Genomic DNA, 22,434 nt, shown 5'->3' on the forward strand with positions numbered 1-22,434 from the left:
AACCGGCCTCATGCTTGTGCTTCGGGGGTTGCACCCGAAATTCTTTCATCAGTGATTTCTTATGCCGCCGGGAGTGTCAACGCTCTTGGCGGCGGCGTCAAACAAGTGTCATTAATCCCTTTTGTGACCGGTTTATCGCAGCCTTACACTGGGTTTTCGATTTCGATATAGCACACCTCAAGCCCGAACTGTTCGGCAAGATGCCGCCCCAGTCGCTGCACGCCGAATCGCTCGGTCGCGTGATGCCCGGCCGAGAAATACACAATGTCACACTCGCGAGCAATGTGGGTGCTGCGCTCGCTGATTTCACCCGAGATGTAGGCATCCAATCCCAACGCCGCCGCATCGGATAAATAATCCTGCGCGCCGCCACTACAAAAGCCCACACGATGAATCCATTTTTCAGTCGAACCGACCACCACGGGCGGGCGTTGCAATCCCGCATTCAGCAGAGCCGCCAGCGATTCCACACTACAGGGTTGCGTCAATTCGCCTGCCCAGGCCAGTTGTTGATGGCCAAACCGGCTGAGATTGGATAATCCCAACAAGTCAGCCATCCCGGCATTATTGCCATAGAGCGGGTGGTCATCGAGGGGTAAATGGTAGGCAATCAAATTGATGTCGTTTTGAATGAGTTGCTTGATCCGACGATATTTCATGCCGGTAATTTGCGGCGGCTCGTTTTTCCAGAAATAGCCGTGATGAACCAGAATGGCATCGGCACGCATATCCAGCGCCGCCTCGATGAGTGCGGCCGATGCGGTCACGCCGGTAACCAGCCGATCAATCTGCGCGCGACCTTCGACCTGCAAGCCATTCGGCGCATAGTCCCGCCACGCGGCGACATTCAACAATGTGTCGCAGTAATTCAGCAATTGATCCCGTTCCATCCACTCACGCCCCCCGTTCGATGTGCAACGCCCAGCCATGACCCGCCGTGCCACGATAGTGCATATCCAGCGCCAGGCCGGGCACCCAGACGGGCACTGCGTCAATTTCGATCAGCAGATACTGGCGTCGATCGCGCACCGGAACCCCCCGCGACTGAAACAAGGTCTTGATGCGACGCCGTGCACCGGCCGTCACCCGCAATAAATCCGCCGAACGCCACGGGCGGATCCGCCAACTGCGGCTCAGGCAGTCTTCAGCGATGATCTCGGTATCTTCCGAAGTCGCAGGGCGCAGCACCCAACGCACACCGGTTGGTAAAGGGATCGGCTGCTGAGGATCCGGCCAGTCTAAAGTCTCGTGCGGAGTCTCCGCTGGCGGCATCTCGGCCACCCAATGCAGAAGCCCCCGATCCCGTTGGATCATCCACCGCCCCCACTGCAAGACGGGCTGACGATCCGGGCGCGCCGCATGGATTTGGCGGAGAAACTCCATGAGCCGACTCCGGGGCGGCATCAAGGCGCCCTGTGCTTGAATCCAGACCCGCAACAGGCTGGCCTGGGCGGGGCGTGACACCCCTTGCAGCACGCCGAGTGGCAGCGCCTGCGCGGTCAAAATCTCGGGAAATATACGCAGCGCGGATTCCTGCAACGCGAAACGCTCTTCCGCAACCACTTCCGCCGTCTGTGCCAGTTGGGTCACTGCCGTAGGCCAGCGGCGCTGCAGCAGCGGCAAGACTTCGTGACGCAGATAATTGCGATCACAGGCCGTATCGAGGTTACTCGGGTCTTCCACCACCACCACGGGAAATTCTGCCGCAAGCCCGCGCAAGTCCGCCTGAGCCAGCGATAAAAAGGGACGCCAATGCCAGCTTCCCGCAAAGAGCGCACACACCGGCATTGCGGCCAAACCCGCCGAACCGCTCCCGCGCAGCAATGCCAGCAGGACGGTCTCGGCCTGATCCTGCTGATGGTGCGCGGTGACCAGAACTGACGATGGACTTGCCGCCAATGCTTCGGCCAGCGCCGCATAGCGCGCCTCGCGGGCGCGGGCTTCGAGGGAATGATGACCCTGCTCGGTCACCGCAGGCAGCGCGACAGTCATAACCGTCGCGGGCACGCCCAACGCGGCCGCCTGCGCGCAGGCTCGCTCGCTCCAGCTTGCGGCATCCGGATGAATTTGATGATTGATGCTGACCACAGACAGAGCCGGGATTTTTCCGCACTGCATCCAGTGATGCAGGATTCGCAGCGCCCCGAGGGAATCCGCGCCGCCCGAACTCGCCAGAATGACTGGACGCCCCTGCACGGGGGGAGGCACCGGCACATCAAACCGAGTGAGCACCGATTCTGCCGGCGTCACGACAGCATCAACCCGTACTGTATTGACCGTATTGCATCAACCGCTCATACCGCCGCGCGAGCAGGCGCTCGATCGGCGCATTCATCTGCTTGAGCAAGGCGCGTTTGAGCGAAGCCTTGAGGGTTTCCGCCATGCGCAGTGGATCTCGGTGCGCGCCCCCGCAAGGCTCGGGCACCACTTCGTCGATCAGCCCCAATTCGAGCAGCCGGGGCGCAGTAATCCCCAGCGATTCCGCGGCCTCGGGGGCTTTTTCCGCACTTTTGTAGAGAATGGACGCGCAACCCTCCGGTGAAATCACCGAATATGTGCTGTATTGCAGCTGCATCACATGATCCCCGACACCTATCGCCAAGGCGCCGCCCGAGCCCCCTTCGCCGATAATGGTGACGATGATCGGGGTCGGCAGATCAGCCATCACGAATAGATTTCGCGCAATCGCTTCACTTTGTCCCCGCTCTTCGGCATCAATGCCGGGATACGCGCCGGGGGTGTCGATGAAGGTGAGCACCGGAAGTCGGAACTTGGCCGCCAGTTCCATCAGCCGTTTGGCTTTACGGTAGCCCTCGGGGCGCGGCATACCGAAGTTCCGGCGAATCTTTTCTTTGGTATCCCGCCCCTTCTGCTGGCCGATAACCATCACCGGAATGCCATCCAGCCGCGCCGTCCCGCCCATGATGGCGGCATCATCGGCGAAGGCACGGTCGCCATGCAGCTCGGTGAACTCTGTCAGCATGTGCGAAAAATAATCCGCGGCATAAGGGCGCTGCGGGTGGCGGGCAATCTGGTTGACCTGCCATGCCGTCAGATTGCTGAAAATCGAGCGGGTCAGCTCCTGACTCTTGCTCTCCAGGCGCGCGATCTCTTCATTGATGTTCAGCCCAGCCGAATCATCCATGACCCGCAGTTCACGAATCTTGGCGTCCAATTCAGCAATCGGCTGTTCAAAATCCAGGTAGTTTGGGTTCATTGTGTGGGCAAACCTCATTGATTCGGGCGTGATTGTGACACAAGGCACCCGCTCACAGCAGCAGGTTATCCAGCAGCCGAACCGCGCCTAAGCGCGCGGCCGTCAACAACACGGCCCCTTCGGGTACAACTGTCGGCGCCAGACTGCGTTGATCGCATAGCGCAAAATATTCAACAACAAACCCCGCTTCACCGAGTCGGGCGTGGGCATCTTGCAGCACAGCATCGATCTCGTCACCGGCGCGAATCGCCGCCGCCGCTGCCTGCAATTGCTGGTGCAAGAACGGCGCAATCTGCCGCTCGGCTGCGGTCAAAAAGCGGTTACGGGAACTCAAGGCCAGACCATCTTCAGCGCGAACCGTCTCCCCGGCGATAATTTCCAGCGGAAAATTCAACGACTGCACCATCGCGCGCACGATGACCAACTGCTGAAAATCTTTCTGGCCGAATACTGCAAACTGCGGCGCAACCAGATGAAACAGCTTGGCCACGATCGTCGCCATGCCGGCAAAATGCCCCGGGCGCGCGGCGCCTTCCCAGCGCTCCGCCAGCAAGCCCGGTTCAATCCGCACCGCATCCAGCCCCAGGGTAAGCAGATCGGCGGCATCCGGCATGAAAACCGCATCGACGCCCGCGGCCTCCAGCACGGCCAGATCCGCCGCCTCGGTGCGCGGATAACGCGCCAGATCCGCCGGATCATTGAACTGTAGCGGGTTCACAAAAATCGAGACGATCACCACGGCGGCCTGCGACTGCGCCAGTTTCACCAAGGCGAGGTGCCCGGCATGCAGATTCCCCATGGTCGGAACGAAACCGATGCGCGCCGTTGTGGGCAGGCGTTCACGCCATTCGCGTAGTGCGGCTCGATCGCGCAACACGTCCATCAAGCGTAACTCTCGTGTTCCGCAGGAAACTGGCGGGACTGAACCGCCGACACATAGGCCGCAAGCGCTTCAACAATCGAACCACGACCCCGCAAAAAATCGCGCACGAAACGGGGCGGATTGGGGTTCATGCCGAGTACATCCTGCAGCACCAAGACTTGCCCATCGACCCCCTGCCCGGCACCGATGCCGATTACCGGTACGCTGGCCTGCCGCGTGATCCGCTCGGCAAGACCGGAAGGCACACACTCGATCAGCAGCATCGCCGCGCCCGCATCGACCAGCGCGCGGGCATCCGTCAGAATGCGGGCGGCATCTTCCTCCGAGCGCCCCTGTACCCGATACCCTCCGAGTTGTCGCACCCGTTGCGGCAGCAAGCCGATGTGGGCGCACACCGGAATGCCCGCCTCCGTCAGCGAGGCAATCAAATCCGCCTTTGCGGCGCCGCCTTCAATTTTGACAATATCCGCGCCCGCCCGCATCAGGGCGCCGGCATGGACAAACGCCGCATCAGGGCTCGTGTCACTCAGAAACGGCATATCCGCCATCACCAGGGAAGTCGGTGCCCCCCGGCGCACCAGGCGGGTGTGATAGACCATATCCTCGATCGTCACCCCCAAGGTATCGCGCCCACCCTGCACCACCATCCCCAGTGAATCGCCGACCAGTAAAAAATCCACCCCGGCCTGAACCGCTTGCTGTGCAAACCCCGCGTCATAAGCCGTGAGCATGCTGATCGGACGGCCTTCCGCCTTGGCCGCCCACACCTCTCGCAGAGAACGCAACACCGCAACATGCTCATTCATTCGCCATTTCTCCAGGTTTGACTCGAGGGTTTGGGGCTTCGTTAATCCGGGGTTCCGTGCTGGCGGGCATCCAAACGATGCAGGGGGTGCGCCGGCGCATCGGCCAATAATGACTGGATTGACCGGCCATCGGGCAACTGGGCATCCGGCGCGATTTCCAGCCAGGGCAATAATACAAAACGACGCTGGGCAATCCCCGGATGAGGCAGGGTGAGAATCGGGTCTGCGCTCACCAGCGAGCCATAAGTCAGCAAATCCAGATCCAGCACGCGCTCGCCCCAATGTCGGGTCAGCCGTCGTCCCGCTGCTTTTTCGAGCGATTTGAGTGCGGCCAATAAATCCTGCGCACTCAAACTCGTCGAGACCTGCGCCACCGCATTCACGAACTCCGGCTGATCCTGCGGCCCGATCGGCGGATTCGTGTACAGCGATGACGACTGGCACAACCGGGTGCCCGGCAAGGTATCGAGCTGCCTCAGCGCCCGGCGGATCTGCTGCACCGGATCATCCAGGTTGCTGCCGAGCGCAATGAACGCATCGACAGTCAATCGTTCATCGCCGCTCATCATGCACGACGGGGTCGGCGATGACGCGAGCGGCGCGGGCGATCGGGCAGGCTGCCATGCGATGCGAAATCTTCCGGCAGATGCGTCGGAATCAACTCACCCCCCTGCGCCTCGCGCGCCGGCGCATACTGCCGCCAGAAAGCGCAAATCGATTCAGACACCTCACCCACAGCCGCCCGCAAACAAAGAAAGTCGAGCCCGGCACGAAACCAAGCATGAGCCAGCAAATGTTTGTGATCGGCTGACAACTGAGCAAGCGGCAAGCCCGGTTCACCGATCGCACCCCAGCGCTCCAACTGCGGCTGTAGCGCCCAAAGCACCCGCATCAGATCCGTCAAGCGCCGAGGAATGGCCACCTGCCGAACCGCAGAATCGATCACTTCATCTGCGGCGACCGCCAGGGCTGTTTCCGAATCGACGCGTTGATGCAACCAATACTCCCGGCGACGAGTCAAATCCGGCCACAACATGCCCGCAAACAAGAATGCGGGATTGACGGGGAGTTGCGCCGCCACGCGTTCATCCGTGCCCTGCAAAATCTGCTTCAGCAAGGCCGCGATCCGCACATAATCACGATTCAACAGCTCATCGAGTCCGGCAAACAGAAAACCGAACAAATCCAGCGCACGCAGCTGCTCGAATGCCGACCAACCATAGCCCCCCTGGAACAGCTTGATCGATTCATCAAACAATCGCGCGGGGGCAATATCTTTCAGCAGATGCCGACAAGGGTGGATGGCAGCGGCAGTATCTTCCGTGAGCTTGAAGCCCAACTTGGCGGCAAATCGCGCAGCGCGCAACATCCGCACCGGATCTTCCTGATATCGGGTTTGAGGATTACCGATTAAACGCAGCCGCCCAGCCGACACATCCTGCCACCCTTGGACGAAATCAATGATCTCTGCCGTCGCAAAGTCGTAATACAGCGCATTGCAGGCAAAATCCCGACGCCAGACATCCTCCTCCAATGTGCCAAACACATTGTCCCGCAGAATGCGCCCCTGATCGGAACGACGCACCGCATCGTCATCACCGCCGCGGAAGGTGGTGACCTCGATCACTTCGTGACCGAAAATGACATGCACGATGCGGAACCGTCGCCCAATGATCCGGGCATGCCGAAACAACGCCCGAACCTGTTCCGGGCGCGCATCAGTCACCACATCGAAATCTTTCGGCAACTGGCCGACCAGCGCATCCCGCACACAGCCACCCACCAGATAGGCGCCATATCCCTGTTCGTGCAAACGCTGCAACACAGTCAGCGCATGGTGGCTAATCTGCTCGGGCGTGATGCCATGTTCGGCGGCGGAAATATGCACAGGCACGGGACGGTTGGAATACAAGAGAATTAATCTCGAACGGTCGAAGAATCAAAACAGAGCAGTAGTCTACCACCGACCAACCGACCCATGCAGTCAGCCTTGCAGCGCGGTTTGACCGAAGCAATAAAAAAGCCCGCGAACTGGGATCAGCGCGGGCTTCATCCAGTTTTTTCGAAAAAACTGAAAGAAATGGTAGTCGCGAGTGGGATCGAACCACCGACCACCACCATGTCAAGGTGATGCTCTACCACTGAGCTACGCGACTATTCAGCAGGCGCAGCATGGTAGACCACAGAGCGCTTAGCGTCAAGGCAGCAAATCGGCTTGTGTAGCAAATTATTAATACCCGCTTTGAGCAAGGTAGAAATGTCCGTTTTGATTAGACCACTACACATCGAATCCGGCTAAATTTCTGTCGCCAGCAATCCATCGACCCGCTGGAAGCCCCGGGGCAGGAGCCGCCCTCGGGTCGCGCGGCTGCCGGTATAGTGTTCAAAATCCACGCCTTTTAGGGTGATGCTGCGCGCACCGGATTGAACCTTTAGCACCTGCTCTGGCGCAAGACAGACGACATAGCAGAGTTTGGCGCCAGGCTTCAAGCTCATCAGCCGGTTACCTCGTCCTTTGTTGAGCTCGGGAATTTCATCCAACGACACGATCAGCACATGACCGTCACTGCTGGCCAGCGCGAGGTGGCGCGCGCTGGCGGGAATCTTCACAGGGGCGCCAAGTTGGCTGCCTTCGCCTAGGCTGATCTGCACTTTACCGGCGCGCTGTCGGCTGAGAAGTTCGCTGTACGGCACGCGGTAACCATAACCACTGTCTTGCCAGAGCAGGATGGTATCGCCTTCATCCGCAAGGCAAAGCTGGGTAAAACGGGCGCCCGTGGGCGGGCTCAGGCGTCCCGTCAAAGGCTCGCCCTGCCCCCGTGCAGACGGCAGGCTATGCACCGCCAACGCGTAACAACGCCCAGTGTCATCGAACAATACGAGCGTTTGGGTCGATTTTCCCTGCACATGCGCCAGATAGGCATCGCCGGCTTTGTACGAGAGTCCGACCGGATCGACCTCATGCCCTTTTGCCGCGCGAATCCAGCCGTTTTGGCTCAATACCACGGTCACCGGCTCGCTGGTAATCAGGGCGGTTTCAGACAATGCCTGCGCGGCATCGCGGGTCACCAGGCGGGAACGGCGGGCATCGCCGAACTGTTTGGCGTCTGCCAGCAGTTCTTCGCGCAATCGCTGCCGCAGGGCATCTGGTTCTGCCAGCAACCGCGCCAATTCCGTCTGTTCCGCAGATAACTCAGCCTGTTCCTGCCGGATGGCGATTTCTTCCAGCCGCGCCAATTGGCGCAGGCGAATTTCGAGAATCGCTTCGGCCTGGCGTTCCGTCAAAGCAAAGCGGCTGATGAGTTCGGCCTTGGGTTCATCGGCCTCGCGAATGACCGCGATCACTTCATCGATATGCAAAAACGCGATCAGTAAGCCGGCCAGTATTTCCAGTCGCGCTTGAACCTTCTCCAGCCGCCAGCGAATGCGACGCGTCAGTGTTTCGGTGCGAAACGCCAGCCATTCTTGCAGCAATCCCTTGAGGTTCATGACGCGGGGGCGGCCATCCCGCGCGATGACATTGAAATTGACCCGGTAACTTTTTTCCAGATCGGTTGTCGCGAACAGGTGCGCCATCAGGGCATCGGCATCCACTTGCCGACTGCGCGGCACGATGACCAGACGGGTCGGCGCTTCGTGATCGGATTCATCGCGCAGGTCACTCACCAGCGGGAGTTTTTTGGCGTTCATCTGCGCGGCGATCTGTTCGAGCACCTTGCTACCAGAGACTTGAAACGGCAGCGCGGTGATCACGATTTCGCCCTGATCGAGCTCATAGCGCGCCCGCTGACGCACCGAGCCCGTGCCACTGCGGTACATCTGCAGCAATTCATCCGGCGGGGTGATGATTTCCGCCTCGGTCGGGAAATCGGGTCCGCGCAGATGTCGCACCAGGTCTTCAATCGAGCTATCCGGCGCATCCAGCAAGGCGACCGTTGCCGCCACGACCTCCCGCAAATTATGCGGGGGAATGTCGGTCGATAAACCCACGGCAATCCCCATGCCGCCGTTGAGCAATACATTCGGCAGACGGGCAGGCAAAAGAACGGGCTCTTCCAGCGTGCCATCGAAGTTCGGCTGCCAGTCCACGGTGCCTTGTCCGGCCTCCGAAAGCAGGCTTTGGGCGTACGCTGTCAGGCGGGATTCGGTGTACCGCATGGCGGCGAAGGATTTGGGATCATCGGGCGAGCCGAAGTTGCCCTGCCCGTCCACCAGCGGATAACGGTAAGAAAAGGGCTGCGCCATCAACACCATGGCTTCATAGCAAGCCGAATCCCCATGCGGATGAAATTTACCAATCACATCCCCCACGGTGCGGGCAGATTTTTTGTGCTTTGAAGCAGCCGTCAGGCCAAGTTCACTCATCGCATAGATGATGCGCCGCTGCACGGGTTTCAAGCCATCGCACACGCTCGGCAACGCGCGGTCGAGAATGACATACATGGCGTAGTTGAGATAAGCCTGCTCGGAAAACTCCGCCAGCGAACGCTGTTCGAATCCCTCGGGCGTGGTGAATAACTCAAAACTCATGCGAACTCCCTAAACAACCCTACCGCGTCGATCAAAGCGGCAGCCTATCACCGCCCGCGCGCGAACAAGCCCGGCATCCATCGACGCATCGCCCAATAGCCCAATCCGGCAAACAGCATCGGCGGCAATGACGCGCTAAAAAAAGACACCCACGCGCGCCCCGCCCCATATACCGGGGCAAAGGCGGACAAGATTTGCACCAGGGTGAGATACACCACCCCCAACAAAATCCCGATGAACAACCAGCGACCGGCACCCCCGCCGCGTTGGGGGGCGAATACGAACGGTAGGGTGATGAACAGCATCACCAACACCGAAACCGGCGCAAAGATTCGCCCCCAAAGGGCAGAGAGATAGTTCGTCGCATCCAGATGGTTGGCATTTAGATAGCGCACATAGCGCAGCAACTCCACGATATTCATGTGATGTGGATTCAGCACCGCAACGCGCAAAACGGCCTGAGAGAACAGCGGCACATCGGAAAGCTCCGCCTGGCTTTGGGTCACGACCTGTCCACCCGTTGCCGAGGGCAGAAGCCGGGTTTGTTCCACCTGATGCAAACGCCAGCGATCCCCGCCTTCGCTCGTGGCGTACTGGGCGAACATCATGGATTCCGGCAGTCCCTGGGCATTGAGCGTAAACACCCGCACCTCGTTCAGCCGCCCGCCCACCAGCGCCTGACGCACATTGATGAACCGATGACCATCCCGCATCCACAATCCCGATTTCAAATTCATGCTCACGCCCTGATCCTGTAGCTGCGCCCGCATTTGTTTGGCCTTTTCCTGCCCCCAGGCGCCCACGGTTTCGCCCATAAGCATACCCAGCAACGCCAGAATGACCCCGGCCACCAGAACCGGACGCGCCAGACGCATCATCGACATGCCCGCCGTGCGCATGACGGTGAGCTCGGAATGGGCGGCCAGTCCGCCCAGCGCCAGCAGCCCCCCCACCAGGATGGCCACCGGATAAAAATCATAGAGATAGCCGGGCATCGTCAACACGACAAACGCCAGAGCCTGCCAAAAACCATAATTTCCGCCGGTTCGGGACAACTCATCGATCGCCCCGAACACCACGATCAACAAGGCAAATGCTGCGGTGGAACCCAGCCCACCCAACACCACCGTGCGAATCAAATAGCGATCAAGCACGCCCATGCGCAGCCCCCCCTTGCGGTACTGGGCGAACGCGGGCGAGCAGGCGTCGCCACCCGCCGCTCTGCGCCCAGCGCAGTAGCCCCCATATCAGCAAAAATACGCCGTGGACGATGGCCAGCCCCTGCCACAGGGTCAGCGTGTCTTGCTTGATCAGGTTTTGCCCCAGGGCGATGAAATTGAAATACAGGGCATACAACAAAAACGCCCAGAACAGGCGTCCATAACGACCAGAACGCGGCCGATTCTGCGCCAAAGGCACGGCGATCAACACCAGAACCCACACGGAAATCATTTGGGAAATGCGGTAGAAAAACTCTGCCTGATCGGCGGGCACCGACGAATGCAACAATGCCCAGGACGACTGCATGCGTTTGGTCGGATTCGTTGCGCTGTCGTCGTGCCCGGGGATCAGAATTTCATGGGTTTGGTAATCCACCACCGACCAGTTCGTCGCCCCCGCCTGACCTTCAATCCGCCGCCCCTGCGAGAGCACGATGTACCGATGGCCATCCGGCGCTGTTTTCAGTGTGCCGAATGGCGCCGCTTCCACGCCGGGCTGTTGCCGTGGATTGGCAGGGTTGAGCGCGCTGTTGAACGCGAACACATCGACATAGCCGTCCTTCCGCCGGCCGCCGACATACAGCACCGCCCGACCCGAGGCATCTTCGATGAAGCGCTCGGTGGGAATCTGCGCCAGCACTTGATCGGATTTGGCCGAAGCCAGCAATTGATCCTGCACCTGCTGCACGGCCGGATAGCCCCATAAGGACAGAAACCCGGTCAGCAGCATCACCGGAAACGCCAGTCCAAGCAGCGCCCGGGTCTGTTTTGCCGGACCATACCCGCAGGCACGCAGCACCGAGAGTTCCGAATCGCGGCTCATCCGCCCCAAGGCAAACATCACCCCGATGAACAGTCCAACCGGCAGAACATAAATCAACAGTTTGATGGCATTGAAGCCAAGCATCATCCACAACAGCTGGCTGGGCAAGGAGCCTTCGGCCACCGCCGACAGCAGCCGTGCCAGCAGATTCGCCATCATGATGAGAAACAGCGCGCCCCCCACCGCCAGCGCCGCCAGCCCGATTTCTCGCCACAGATAACGCGTGAGCACCCGCATCGGCAATCAGGCCGGTAAATGGCGCGCAATCAGGCCATATTTCAGCCGATCACCCTGCGCACCCGCCCCCTGCGGCAGCCGAATCCGCACCCGGTAGCCGCCACCCGGCGCTTCCTGCAGCGGCTCACCGGCGAGCGTCTGCATGTCGGCCAACGGCTCGTCCCGGTTGCCCTCCGGCAGCATGAAAGTCACCACATCCCCGACGGCCAGTTTGTTTTTGATTTCGACCTCCGCCCAATCCCCCGACACCGTGGCAATTTCCGCCACAAACTGCTGCGCGCGGTGTTTCGAGACCCCTTCGAGGTAATTTTGATATTCCTTGGTGTGGTGCCGTTCGAAGAAGCCATCGGTGTAGCCCCGATGCGCCAGATTATCGAGCTCGGCAATCAACGAGGGATCAAACGGTTTACCCGCCACCGCATCATCAATGGCGCGCCGATAGACCTGCGCGGTGCGCGCCACATAGTAATGCGACTTGGTGCGCCCCTCGATCTTCAGACAATCCACGCCGATCCGGGTGAGCGCCTGCACATGCTCGACCGCCCGTAAATCCCGCGAATTGAGAATATAGGTGCCATGCTGATCCTCTTCGATCGGCATGAGTTCTCCAGGGCGATTCGGCTCTTCCAGAAAATACACCTGATCGGCCAGCGGATGGCGTTGATCGGCGCCGGTGGGGCCAAACGCTTCGGCCTGACTGCCACTTAAATCCAGCGCACCGCCGCCATTCGCACCGAAGGCATCGAGCGGCAGAATTTCCTCCGCAGCGGGACGATAAACCCCCGCCACATCGGCTTCGGCGGCACTCGGCTTGTATTCCCAGCGGCAAGCATTGGTGCAGGTGCCTTGATTCGGATCCCGATGATTGAAATACCCGGAGAGCAGACAACGCCCGGAATACGCGATACACAGCGCACCATGGACGAACACCTCCAGCTCCGTATCCGGGCAACGGTCACGAATTTCGGCAATTTCATCGAGCGACAACTCGCGCGAGAGAATCACCCGCGAAACCCCGATCTTTTTCCAGAATTCCACCGCAGCCCAGTTCACCGTATTGGCCTGCACGGAGAGATGAATCGGCAGATCCGGCCATTGCTGGCGCACCATCATGATGAGACCGGGGTCGGCCATGATGAACGCATCCGGCTGCATCTCGACCAACGGCGTCATGTCTTTGATAAAGGTTTTGAGCTTGGCGTTATGCGGCGAGAGATTCACCGTCATGAAAAACTTCTTCCCCGCCGCATGCGCCTCCTGGATACCGATGCGCAGGTTGTCTTCCAGAAAATCGTTGTTCCGCACCCGCAGGCTATAGCGCGGCAACCCGGCGTACACCGCATCGGCGCCGTAGGCAAAGGCATAACGCATCGATTTGATCGTTCCCGCCGGGGATAAAAGTTCAGGGGCTCGCATGGCACACCTCAGCAAAACAGGTGCGCCATTGTAGCCGGTTTAGGCGCAACACCAGATGCCACCGCGTCGGGCGCCATACGCTAACCCAAAACATCCGACCTCCCGGCATATTTGAATATCAGAAAATCCTGATTCATTAATCAGAAAACCCCGTCACACCCTCCATCACGCCATGCGACCCGAACCGCATGAATTTCCCATGAATTTTCGTGGAAAAAACACCTAAATATTAGAATTTTATTAATTTACATCACCAATATGACATTATAAATCAATTAGTTGAACCGGAACCCCCGCAAATTTCCTCATAAAAATAATGGATAATAAGAAAAATTTTAAGTATATAAGAACATTAAAATTTTCAAATAACTTTATTAACTGAAAATCCAAAAGCCAAACCCATTTCAAACAAACCTGATTATCGAGTAATTAATGAAGTACTTATATTTCATCCCGATCTCACGCCAAAAAATCCTGCCCGCCGCGCTGCTCGCCCTATGCGCCGGCAGTGCATTGCCGGCACTGGCGCAGGCGCAAACCGAACCCGGTGTCGTTCTGGCAGAGCCTGCCGGGGTGGATGTTAATGCGGTGGCAATTGGTGGGACGGTCGTGCCGTATCGCGCCGTTACGGTGGCCGCGCAGCGGGCAGGCCGCATCACGGCGCTCTATGCCCGCACCGGCATGATGTTGCAGTTCAATCAGCCGGTTGCCGCGCTCGACGATGATGTGCTGCGGCAGCAGCTCGCCGGTATCAAGGCACAACTCACGGCGGCGCAAAGCACGCTGGACTATGCCATCTATGCCCTACCGGGTAGCGGCACACCCGGCGGGATGATGGGCGCCATGATGGGGTCGATGTTTGGCGTGCCCGGCGACTCGGGCGTCGATGCCTGGCTTGCACGGGTCAACCGGATCAATCAGGCTCGCGCCAGCATTGATCAGCTCAAGGCGCAGGAACGCGCCTTACAGGCCGAGGTCGGGTATGGCGCCGTCACTGCGCCGATGGATGGCATCGTGACCCGGCGACTGGTCGAAGCCGGTGAAATCGTCCAGGCCGGTCAGCCGTTGATCGAGATGGCCTATGTCGCCCGGTTACGCGCGGCCTTCGATATTCCGGTCGATATGACGCAAACCGTAGCACCGGGGCAGCCATTTACGCTGCGGGTCAATGGTAATCGCCTGCTGACCGCTGTGGTCGGCGAGGTCGCACCGGCCGTGGATGCCCGCACCCATACCCAACAGGTGCTGCTGGATTTGCCGCCGGAAAGCGGTCTGAAGCTTGGTGACTATATCGAGCTCCTACTGCCGAGATCACCCAGCCATTCCAGCCATGCCCTCGTGATTCCGGCCAATACCCTGCTGCGCGGCAGTGCGCTGCCGATGGTTGAGGTGGTCACGGGGGATGGGCATTACGCCACCCGCATCGTCCGGGTTTCGGAACGGTTGCCCGATGGCCGCTTGCTGATCAGTGCGGGTTTATCCGCGGGCGACATCGTGCGGGTGCAGCCATGAGCACGCCTTCCACCGCTGAAAAAACCCAAGGCTGGGGGCTGGCTGGCCGCATGGCCGATGCCTTTATCCAGAATCCCATCACCTTCCTGCTGTTTTTGGCAGCGATCGGTGCCGGAATCATCGGGCTGATTCAAACACCGCGCGAAGAAGACCCGCAGATTTCCGTGCCGATGGTGGATATCGCGATCAGCCTGCCGGGTGCCTCGGCGCGCGAAGTGGAACGGCTGGTGACCGAGCCGCTCGAACGCATCATGCGCGAAGTCTCAGGGGTGGAGCATGTCTACTCCACCTCGACCGACAGCCACTCGCTGGTTACGGTGCGCTTCAAGGTAGGTGAGCAAACCGAACCTTCGCTGGTGAAAATCTACGATCGCATCCAGTCGAATATGGACAAGATGCCGCCGGGCGCGACCTGGCCGCTGATTCGCTCGAAGGGCATCAACGATGTGCCGATCGTCACCCTGACCCTGCATTCACAAACCGTGGATGATGCCGCGCTGAATCTGCTGGGCTCCGAGCTCATCTCGAAACTGCACGAGATTCCCGGCGTCAGCACGAGCTTTGTGGTGCATGGCCGAACCGAGGCCGTGCAAGTGGATTTGAGTCCGGAAAAACTGACCAGCTTTCACCTGTCTCCACAGCAGGTGGCGGCGGCCATCACGGCAGCCAATGAGGAGCGGCAAGTCGGCCAAAACACTGCTGGTAACCAGCATCGGCTGATCTACAGCGGCAGCCAGCTCGCCTCGCCGCAGGATGTGGGCGATGTGATGGTGGGCACCTTCGCCGACAAGCCGGTGTATGTCCGGGATGTCGCCACCCTGCACTACGGCCCCGGCGCGCGGCAAAGCGCGGTCATTTATACCCCCGGCAAGGCCAGCCACTCTGAGTCTGTCGGGGTTGGTCAGTCCGCCGTCACCATCGCGGTCGCCAAAAAATCCGGAACCAATGGCGTCGCCGTAGCCGATGCCATTCTGGCCAAAGTCGCCGAGCTGAAGAAACACCAGATTCCGCAGGATGTTCAAGTCTCGGTCACGCGCGACTATGGCAAGACTGCGAACGCCAAAGTCAACGAGCTGATTTTCAAGCTCTTTATTGCCACCCTGGCTGTGACCGTGCTGGTGTTTCTCACCCTGGGCTGGCGGGCGGCCGTGGTCGTGCTGGCCATCATTCCCGTGGTCATTTTGTTCACCGTGTTTGCCGCTTGGCTGCTCGGGTATTCGATCAACCGCGTCAGTCTGTTCGCGCTGATTTTCTCGATCGGCATTCTGGTGGACGACGCGATCGTCGTCGTCGAGAACATTTACCGGCGTTGGCTGATCAGTGGCGACACCTCAATCCGCGAGACGGTCGATGCGGTCAATGAAGTCGGCAATCCGACCATTCTGGCGACTTTCACCGTGATCGCCGCCCTGCTGCCGATGGGATTCGTCACCGGCATGATGGGGCCGTATATGGAGCCGATCCCGGCGCTCGGCACGGTCGCCATGGCGTTTTCGATCATCGCCGCATTCATTTTCACGCCCTGGCTGACCCGCAAGTTCATGCCCCCGCTGGCCGTGTTGAACCGGGCGGCCGCCAAGGAACACCGGCAATCCGAACGGCTCGGTGCTTTCTATGAGCGGGTCATGCTCGGCATGTACCGCCACCGCAAACGCGGCAACCGGTTTTTGATCGGGGTGGTGATTGCCTTCTTTGCCTCCTGCGCCTTGTTTTACTTCAAGGCGGTGCATGTGAAGATGCTGCCCTTCGACAACAAACCCGAATTCGACATCGTCATCGATCTGCCCGCCGGCAGCACGCTGGAACAGTCGGGCAGCCTTGCCACCGAGATCGCCCAGAAGATCAGCCAGTGGCCGGAGGTCATTTCCACCCAAAGCTACATTGGTACGGCCGCGCCATTCAACTTCAACGGACTGGTGCGCCATTACTACCTGCGGCACGAGCCCTGGCAGGCGGAAGTGCAAGTCCAGCTCACGGATAAAGACGCCCGCTCGGTCACCAGCCACGCCCTCGCCGACCGTGCCCGGCAAGAACTGGCCGCGCTGGCCAAGCCGTATCACGCCCGGCTGCAAATCGTCGAAATGCCGCCGGGACCGCCGGTGTTGCAAACCGTGGTGGCGGAAATTTACGGGCCGAATGCCGCCGCGCGCGACGCCTATGCACACACCCTTCTGGCCGCCTTTCATGCGGCACCGAACATCGGGGATGTTGGCAGCGGCATCGAAGCCACGCATCAGGACTGGGTGTTTGACATCAACCGCGAAAAAGCCGACCGGCTTGGCGTGAAAGTCACCGAAATCAATCAGGCATTGGCACTGGTGCTGGGGAATCAGTCGATCGGTGATATTCGCGCGCTGGCCACCACGCAGCCGCTGCCGATCGTGATGCGAACCGCCGACCGCAACAAGCTCGACCCGACTACGCTCTATCCGATGCCGGTGAAGGTGCTGCCCGATGGCACGCGGATTCCGTTGGGTGCCGTGGGGGAATTCCGCCTGCGGACGGCCGATCAACCGATCTACCGCAAGGATATGCGCCCCCTGCAGTATGTAACCGGCGAAGCGGTCGGGGCTTTTGCCGCGCCGATCTATGGCATGTTCCAGGTCGATGACTGGCTGAATAAAGCCCATGCCACACCGAGCGCCGGACAGTATTTTTCCACGCCATCCGACAGCGCAGAACAGGTGGGTTTTCGCTGGGGCGGCGAATGGACGGTCACCTGGAAGACCTTCCGCGACATGGGCATCGCCTTCGGGGTCGCGCTGATCCTGATTTATGGGCTGATCGTCTGGGAGTTCCGCAACTTCGTCATCCCCGGCATCGTCATGGCACCGATTCCCCTCACGCTGATCGGCATCATTCCCGGCCACTGGCTGATGAACGCCGACTTTACCGCCACCTCGATGATCGGCTTTATCGCACTGGCCGGGATCATCGTGCGCAACTCGATCCTGCTGGTCGATTTCTCGCGTGCCCAGGTCGCCCAAGGCGTACCGGTGGAAATCGCGATGGTGCGCGCCTGCCAGAGCCGCACCCGACCGATTCTGATTACTGCCCTGGCGTTGGTGCTGGGTTCCTCGGTGATTCTGACCGACCCGATCTTTCAGGGCATGGCCATCTCCCTGCTGTTTGGCGTGGTGGTTTCGACCCTGCTGACCCTGGTTGTGATCCCGCTGGGCTGCATTACCGCCCGCAAAGCGCTGTGCAGCAACTGTGTCTCCATTCTGCCGGAGGCTCCGCCCAGCGCGGCACCCGCCTCGCACGAATAACGCTTCTTCGGTCACCGCAGGAAGCGGGCGACTTCAACTGGCCAATCGGCCGGACATGTCAACGGATGGGAAACCGAGGATATGTCCTTGTGATGAAAGGTGAATATGATGAAAACATTGCTCAAGACAACCCTGCTGGCCACGACACTCGGTGTGGGCTTAATCGGCGCGGGCACCGCCAGTGCCTTCGACATGCCGTTTTTCAACAATGGCGGCTATGGCCAAGGTCAAGGCCAAGGTCAAGGCGATGCGTCTGGCGGATTCTCGATGAACTTCCAGGGTCGCGGCAACGCCAACCCCAGCTTCAACGGCTATAACCAGGGGTACGGTCAGGGTTACGGCTATCCGGGCTATGGTTACCCGGCCTACCCCGCACCGGGTTACGGCTACCCCGCGCCAGCGCAACAAGCGCCTGCTTATCCGGCACCGAACTATCCTGCGCCGGCCTACCCGGCACCTGCTTACCCTGCCGCCCCGGTGTACGGCTATCCCACCTATCCGGTGCCCATGCCGCCGATGCCCGTCCCCGCACCCTATGGTTATGGCTACGGCTATGCCCCGCAGCCGATGACCGCACCAGCCGCACCGGCTGAGGCACCGAAACCCGATGCCAAAGCCGCCGAGCACAAACCGGCTGAGAAAAAATAAACAGGGAAAATAAGCCGGAAAAATAGGCCGGGAAATCGCCGGCCACAATCTCGCGGTGCCAAAGCACCGCCCTCCGGCATGCGCACTCAGAAGACATGCCGTTTTACAGATTTCGCACGCGCCCAAAAGGCTCATGCATCCAGGGGGCTCTCATGCACACCACACCATCGACCGGGAACTTATCCTGGCTGAATCTTTCTCGCCTGCCGTTGACAGTCAAAGCGCTGTTTACCGGCTATCTCATGGCCGCCGGACTCGGCCTGCTGATGGCGGGCGTACAAATTCTGTTGACCCACGGCATGGCCGACGGCAAACCGGGGTTATCTGTCAACGACATCATTTACAGTTACTACGGCAACCGCAGCGGCAGCAAGCTCGAAGCCATGCTCAACGGCCAAATGAAACCGATGGCGCCCGCGCCGGTTCGCACCGACATCATCAAATGGGTGCGCGAGGGCGCGCCAGAAAAAGACTGGGCACCGCACTACCAAGCCGTGTTCGATCAATACTGCACCAAATGTCACAGCGTGCTGCCGAACATTCCCAATTTCAAAGACTATGCCCAGGTGGCCAAAGTCGCCAAGGTGGATGAAGGCGCCTCATTCAAGGATTTGACCCGACTTTCCCACATTCACCTGTTCGGGATTTCCTTTATCTTTTTCTTTGCCGGACTGATTTTCAGCTTCGCCAGTGGCGTGCCACGCTGGCTTAAATCCGTGGTGATCTTCTTCCCCTTCCTGTTTCTGGTGGCCGATATCGCCTCCTGGTGGCTGACCAAGTTTTACTGGCAGTTCGCCTACCTCACCCTGATCGGCGGGATTGGCTATTCGCTCGCCTCCAGCTTCATGTGGATCATCAGCCTGTGGCAGATGTGGGTCTGGCCGTTCTTTGGCAAACGGGTCGATGGCTTCGCCTGGGAAAAAGACACCGTCTGATCCACCGGCACCCCACGGGTCGCAAGGGTGCCGCATGCCTGCCGCTTTTGTTCATTTTGATTACTTTCCGAGGAGTATTTTGTGTCGCAAGAGACTGCAACCCCACCGCCCCCGTCTGAATTCCGCACCCTGCGCCTGACCGTCTGGGTGGGCATGATCGCCTTCCTGATCCTCGCTAGCTATGGCTTTTATCTGGTGTACAACCTGACCCAGAGCGTGGCGAATCTCGACCGCAGCGTTACCACCATCGCCAGCAACATGACCCGGATGACCGACTCGGTTCAGCAGAATCTCAACAACATGAGTGATGCGTTTACCACGGTTGCCAGCGAAATGACGCAGATGCGGGGGGATACGAACACACTGGCCATGAACCTCGCGCAAGTCACACAAACCATGCAGGTCATGAATCAATCAATCCTGTATCTCCGGCAGGATATTGGGCAGATGAATCAGGCCGTTGGCCGTCCGATGTCCTTTTTCAGCCAGTTCATGCCACAAAGTGCGCCGCCCCCGCCGGCACCGTATTACCCCGCCCCACCTCTCCCACCGCGCTGAGCGGTCGCCGCCAATTCGATTTACAAAAACTATCGTTCAAACGATTAAATGCAATTGGCGGCAATGGATTTCTGCCGTTTTAATGATCCTCGCATCTTGTATGCACGGAAAATCACAACGACAGGAATCACGCGAGGAACTCATCATGTCAGACAGCAAATGCCCGTTTCATCACAGCAGCAGCGAAGCGAAAACCAACCGGGATTGGTGGCCGAATCAATTGAATCTGGATGTGCTGCGGCAACATTCCGATAAATCCGACCCCATGGATCCGGCATTCAACTATGCCGAAGCCTTCAAACAGCTTGATCTAGCCGCAGTCAAGCAAGATCTCGCCGCACTGATGACCGACTCACAAGACTGGTGGCCAGCGGATTATGGGCATTACGGCCCGTTCTTCATCCGCATGGCCTGGCACAGTGCCGGCACTTACCGCACCGGCGATGGCCGGGGCGGCGCAGGCAGCGGCAGTCAGCGGTTTGCACCGCTCAATAGCTGGCCGGACAATGTCAACCTCGACAAGGCACGCCGTTTGTTGTGGCCCATCAAGCAAAAATATGGTCGCGCCATTTCCTGGGCCGATTTGATGATTCTGGCCGGTAATGTCGCGTTGGAAACCATGGGGTTCAAAACCTTCGGCTTCGCCGGGGGTCGGGCCGATATCTGGGAACCCGAGAAAGACATTTACTGGGGATCGGAAGACGAGTGGCTGGCCACCAGCGACAAACCCCACAGCCGGTACCAGGGCGCGCGCGATCTGGAAAATCCCTTGGCCGCCGTGCAGATGGGTTTGATTTATGTCAACCCGGAAGGGCCGGATGGCAAACCGGATCCCATCGCCTCCGGTCGGGATGTGCGCGAAACCTTCGCCCGCATGGCAATGAACGACTATGAAACCGTCGCCCTGACCGCGGGCGGGCACACCTTCGGCAAATCGCATGGGGCGGGCTCCGCGACGCATGTCGGCCCGGAACCGGAAGCCGCCCCCATCGAAACCCAAGGGCTTGGCTGGCACAGCAGTTTCAAAAGTGGCAAAGGCGGCGATCAAATCGGCAGCGGCATTGAAGGCGCGTGGACGCCGACACCGACCACCTGGGATATGTCGTACTTCGATATGCTGTTCGGCAATGAATGGGAGCTCGTCAAAAGCCCGGCGGGCGCCTGGCAGTGGACGCCCAAAACCCAGACGGCCGAGAACATGGCACCTGCGGCAGAGGATGCTCAGCAAAAACGCCCGATCATGATGACCACGGCAGATATGTCGTTGCGAATGGATCCGATTTACGAGCCCATCTCTCGCCATTTTCATCAAAATCCGGCGGAATTCGCCGATGCTTTTGCCCGCGCCTGGTTCAAACTAACGCACCGTGACATGGGGCCGAAAAGCCGCTATCTCGGCCCGGAAGTCCCAGCGGAGGATTTGATCTGGCAAGACCCGATTCCAGCCTGTGATCATCCCGTGATCGATGCGCAGGATATGACGCAGCTCAAACAGCAGATCCTGGCCACCGGACTGGGCATCGGCACGCTGGTGCGTACCGCTTGGGCCTCCGCCTCGACCTTCCGGGGTTCTGACATGCGCGGTGGCGCCAATGGCGCCCGACTGCGGCTCGCACCGCAAAAGGATTGGGCGGTGAATCGTCCCGCCGAACTGGCGGTCGTGCTCACAGCGCTGGAGGGCATACAACAGGCATTCAACCGCAAGCAAACCAAGGGCAAGCAGGTATCTCTGGCGGATTTGATCGTGCTGGGTGGCTGCGCGGCGATTGAACAGGCGGCCAAGGCCGCAGGTCATGACTTGGATATCCCGTTCACGCCGGGGCGAATGGACGCCAGCCAGCAGCAAACGGATACCGATTCCTTCGCGGTGCTCGAACCGATCGCCGACGGATTCCGCAACTACCAGAAGGCGCACTACACCCTGTCTGCTGAAGTACTGCTGGTCGATAAAGCGCAATTACTCGGCTTGACTCCGCCCCAGATGACGGTGCTCATCGGCGGTATGCGGGCGCTGAATGCCAATTTCGATGGCAGCGCGACCGGCATTCTGACCCATCGCCCCGAGGTCCTGAGCAACGATTTCTTCGTAAATCTGCTGGATATGGGCACGACCTGGCATCCCATCGATGCACAGCAAAGCCTGTTCGAGGGGCGTGACCGCCGTACCGGCGCGCGCCGATGGACCGCCAGCCGGGTCGATCTGGTCTTCGGCTCCAACTCCGAGCTGCGGGCGCTGGCCGAGGTGTACGCCAGTGCAGATGCTGGCGGGACATTCGCCCGGGACTTCGCGGCCGCCTGGGTCAAGGTGATGAATAACGACCGCTTCGATCTGCAATAAGCCGCCCCAAGCAGACAGACGCGTCACCGGCACCCGGTGGCG

General features: G+C 59.7%; 17 protein-coding genes and 1 tRNA gene. 6 read left to right on the plus strand and 12 right to left on the minus strand.

Annotated features, from left to right (window positions below; translation table 11 throughout):
• Window positions 1-143: 143 nt before the first annotated feature.
• From VOI35_RS05675 to yegQ, 12 genes are all read right to left on the minus strand, one after another.
• On the minus strand, window positions 144-890 hold the full coding sequence (locus VOI35_RS05675; RefSeq protein WP_407275101.1) for a Nif3-like dinuclear metal center hexameric protein: 747 nt from the start codon (window positions 888-890) through the stop codon (window positions 144-146).
• Between the two features lie 4 nt (window positions 891-894).
• Window positions 895-2,250 (minus strand): tRNA lysidine(34) synthetase TilS, encoded by a 1,356-nt coding sequence (tilS, locus tag VOI35_RS05680; protein WP_407275102.1) that lies wholly within the window; start codon window positions 2,248-2,250, stop codon window positions 895-897.
• A 7-nt stretch (window positions 2,251-2,257) separates the two neighbouring features.
• Window positions 2,258-3,217, minus strand: coding sequence for an acetyl-CoA carboxylase carboxyltransferase subunit alpha (locus tag VOI35_RS05685; protein ID WP_407275103.1), 960 nt, complete (start codon window positions 3,215-3,217; stop codon window positions 2,258-2,260).
• Window positions 3,218-3,269: 52 nt separating this feature from the next.
• Window positions 3,270-4,100 (minus strand): pantoate--beta-alanine ligase, encoded by an 831-nt coding sequence (panC, locus tag VOI35_RS05690; protein WP_407275104.1) that lies wholly within the window; start codon window positions 4,098-4,100, stop codon window positions 3,270-3,272.
• On the minus strand, window positions 4,100-4,906 hold the full coding sequence (panB, locus tag VOI35_RS05695) for a 3-methyl-2-oxobutanoate hydroxymethyltransferase (RefSeq protein WP_407275105.1): 807 nt from the start codon (window positions 4,904-4,906) through the stop codon (window positions 4,100-4,102). Before panB ends, panC begins: the two co-directional genes overlap by 1 nt.
• 41 nt (window positions 4,907-4,947) lie before the next feature.
• Window positions 4,948-5,475: a 2-amino-4-hydroxy-6-hydroxymethyldihydropteridine diphosphokinase gene (gene folK, locus VOI35_RS05700; RefSeq protein ID WP_407275106.1), complete on the minus strand. Its 528-nt coding sequence runs from the start codon at window positions 5,473-5,475 to the stop codon at window positions 4,948-4,950.
• On the minus strand, window positions 5,472-6,818 hold the full coding sequence (gene pcnB, locus VOI35_RS05705; protein WP_407275107.1) for a polynucleotide adenylyltransferase PcnB: 1,347 nt from the start codon (window positions 6,816-6,818) through the stop codon (window positions 5,472-5,474). The genes folK and pcnB overlap by 4 nt, the downstream gene beginning before the upstream one ends.
• A gap of 169 nt (window positions 6,819-6,987) precedes the next feature.
• A tRNA-Val gene (locus tag VOI35_RS05710) sits at window positions 6,988-7,062 on the minus strand.
• Between the two features lie 139 nt (window positions 7,063-7,201).
• A complete protein-coding gene (parC, locus tag VOI35_RS05715; RefSeq protein WP_407275108.1) occupies window positions 7,202-9,436 on the minus strand; it encodes a DNA topoisomerase IV subunit A in 2,235 nt (744 codons plus the stop codon).
• A gap of 47 nt (window positions 9,437-9,483) precedes the next feature.
• Window positions 9,484-10,596, minus strand: a complete 1,113-nt coding sequence (gene lptG, locus VOI35_RS05720; protein ID WP_407275109.1) for an LPS export ABC transporter permease LptG — start codon at window positions 10,594-10,596, stop codon at window positions 9,484-9,486.
• The gene (lptF, locus tag VOI35_RS05725; protein ID WP_407275110.1) at window positions 10,583-11,716 is read right to left on the minus strand and encodes an LPS export ABC transporter permease LptF; all 1,134 of its coding nucleotides are present in this window, start codon (window positions 11,714-11,716) and stop codon (window positions 10,583-10,585) included. The genes lptG and lptF overlap by 14 nt, the downstream gene beginning before the upstream one ends.
• 6 nt (window positions 11,717-11,722) lie before the next feature.
• On the minus strand, window positions 11,723-13,132 hold the full coding sequence (gene yegQ / locus VOI35_RS05730) for a tRNA 5-hydroxyuridine modification protein YegQ (RefSeq protein ID WP_407275111.1): 1,410 nt from the start codon (window positions 13,130-13,132) through the stop codon (window positions 11,723-11,725).
• A 432-nt stretch (window positions 13,133-13,564) separates the two neighbouring features.
• On the opposite strand from yegQ, the gene VOI35_RS05735 reads away from it, so the two are divergent.
• The 6 genes from VOI35_RS05735 to katG all read left to right on the plus strand — a co-directional run bounded on the left by VOI35_RS05735 (window position 13,565) and on the right by katG (window position 22,392).
• Window positions 13,565-14,644, plus strand: coding sequence for an efflux RND transporter periplasmic adaptor subunit (locus VOI35_RS05735; RefSeq protein ID WP_407275112.1), 1,080 nt, complete (start codon window positions 13,565-13,567; stop codon window positions 14,642-14,644).
• Window positions 14,641-17,913 (plus strand): efflux RND transporter permease subunit, encoded by a 3,273-nt coding sequence (locus VOI35_RS05740; RefSeq protein ID WP_407275113.1) that lies wholly within the window; start codon window positions 14,641-14,643, stop codon window positions 17,911-17,913. Before VOI35_RS05735 ends, VOI35_RS05740 begins: the two co-directional genes overlap by 4 nt.
• Window positions 17,914-18,018: 105 nt before the next feature.
• Window positions 18,019-18,561: a sulfur globule family protein gene (locus VOI35_RS05745; RefSeq protein WP_407275114.1), complete on the plus strand. Its 543-nt coding sequence runs from the start codon at window positions 18,019-18,021 to the stop codon at window positions 18,559-18,561.
• Between the two features lie 152 nt (window positions 18,562-18,713).
• On the plus strand, window positions 18,714-19,496 hold the full coding sequence (locus tag VOI35_RS05750; protein WP_407275115.1) for an elongation factor-1 alpha: 783 nt from the start codon (window positions 18,714-18,716) through the stop codon (window positions 19,494-19,496).
• An 81-nt stretch (window positions 19,497-19,577) separates the two neighbouring features.
• Window positions 19,578-20,054 (plus strand): hypothetical protein, encoded by a 477-nt coding sequence (locus VOI35_RS05755; RefSeq protein ID WP_407275116.1) that lies wholly within the window; start codon window positions 19,578-19,580, stop codon window positions 20,052-20,054.
• A 145-nt stretch (window positions 20,055-20,199) separates the two neighbouring features.
• Window positions 20,200-22,392: a catalase/peroxidase HPI gene (katG, locus tag VOI35_RS05760; RefSeq protein WP_407275117.1), complete on the plus strand. Its 2,193-nt coding sequence runs from the start codon at window positions 20,200-20,202 to the stop codon at window positions 22,390-22,392.
• Window positions 22,393-22,434 lie beyond the last annotated feature (42 nt).

It is taken from the genome of Halothiobacillus sp. DCM-1 (assembly GCF_045689735.1).
Lineage (GTDB): Bacteria > Pseudomonadota > Gammaproteobacteria > Halothiobacillales > Halothiobacillaceae > Halothiobacillus.

Coding starts and splice junctions, on each gene's coding strand:
- VOI35_RS05745 (WP_407275114.1), top strand. CDS start 18,019: ATGATGAAAACATTGCTCAAGACAACCCTGCTGGCCACGACACTCGGT.
- VOI35_RS05735 (WP_407275112.1), top strand. CDS start 13,565: ATGAAGTACTTATATTTCATCCCGATCTCACGCCAAAAAATCCTGCCC.
- VOI35_RS05685 (WP_407275103.1), bottom strand. CDS start 3,217: ATGAACCCAAACTACCTGGATTTTGAACAGCCGATTGCTGAATTGGAC.
- VOI35_RS05750 (WP_407275115.1), top strand. CDS start 18,714: ATGCACACCACACCATCGACCGGGAACTTATCCTGGCTGAATCTTTCT.
- lptG (WP_407275109.1), bottom strand. CDS start 10,596: ATGGGCGTGCTTGATCGCTATTTGATTCGCACGGTGGTGTTGGGTGGG.
- yegQ (WP_407275111.1), bottom strand. CDS start 13,132: ATGCGAGCCCCTGAACTTTTATCCCCGGCGGGAACGATCAAATCGATG.
- VOI35_RS05675 (WP_407275101.1), bottom strand. CDS start 890: ATGGAACGGGATCAATTGCTGAATTACTGCGACACATTGTTGAATGTC.
- VOI35_RS05740 (WP_407275113.1), top strand. CDS start 14,641: ATGAGCACGCCTTCCACCGCTGAAAAAACCCAAGGCTGGGGGCTGGCT.
- panC (WP_407275104.1), bottom strand. CDS start 4,100: ATGGACGTGTTGCGCGATCGAGCCGCACTACGCGAATGGCGTGAACGC.
- katG (WP_407275117.1), top strand. CDS start 20,200: ATGTCAGACAGCAAATGCCCGTTTCATCACAGCAGCAGCGAAGCGAAA.
- folK (WP_407275106.1), bottom strand. CDS start 5,475: ATGATGAGCGGCGATGAACGATTGACTGTCGATGCGTTCATTGCGCTC.
- panB (WP_407275105.1), bottom strand. CDS start 4,906: ATGAATGAGCATGTTGCGGTGTTGCGTTCTCTGCGAGAGGTGTGGGCG.
- lptF (WP_407275110.1), bottom strand. CDS start 11,716: ATGCGGGTGCTCACGCGTTATCTGTGGCGAGAAATCGGGCTGGCGGCG.
- parC (WP_407275108.1), bottom strand. CDS start 9,436: ATGAGTTTTGAGTTATTCACCACGCCCGAGGGATTCGAACAGCGTTCG.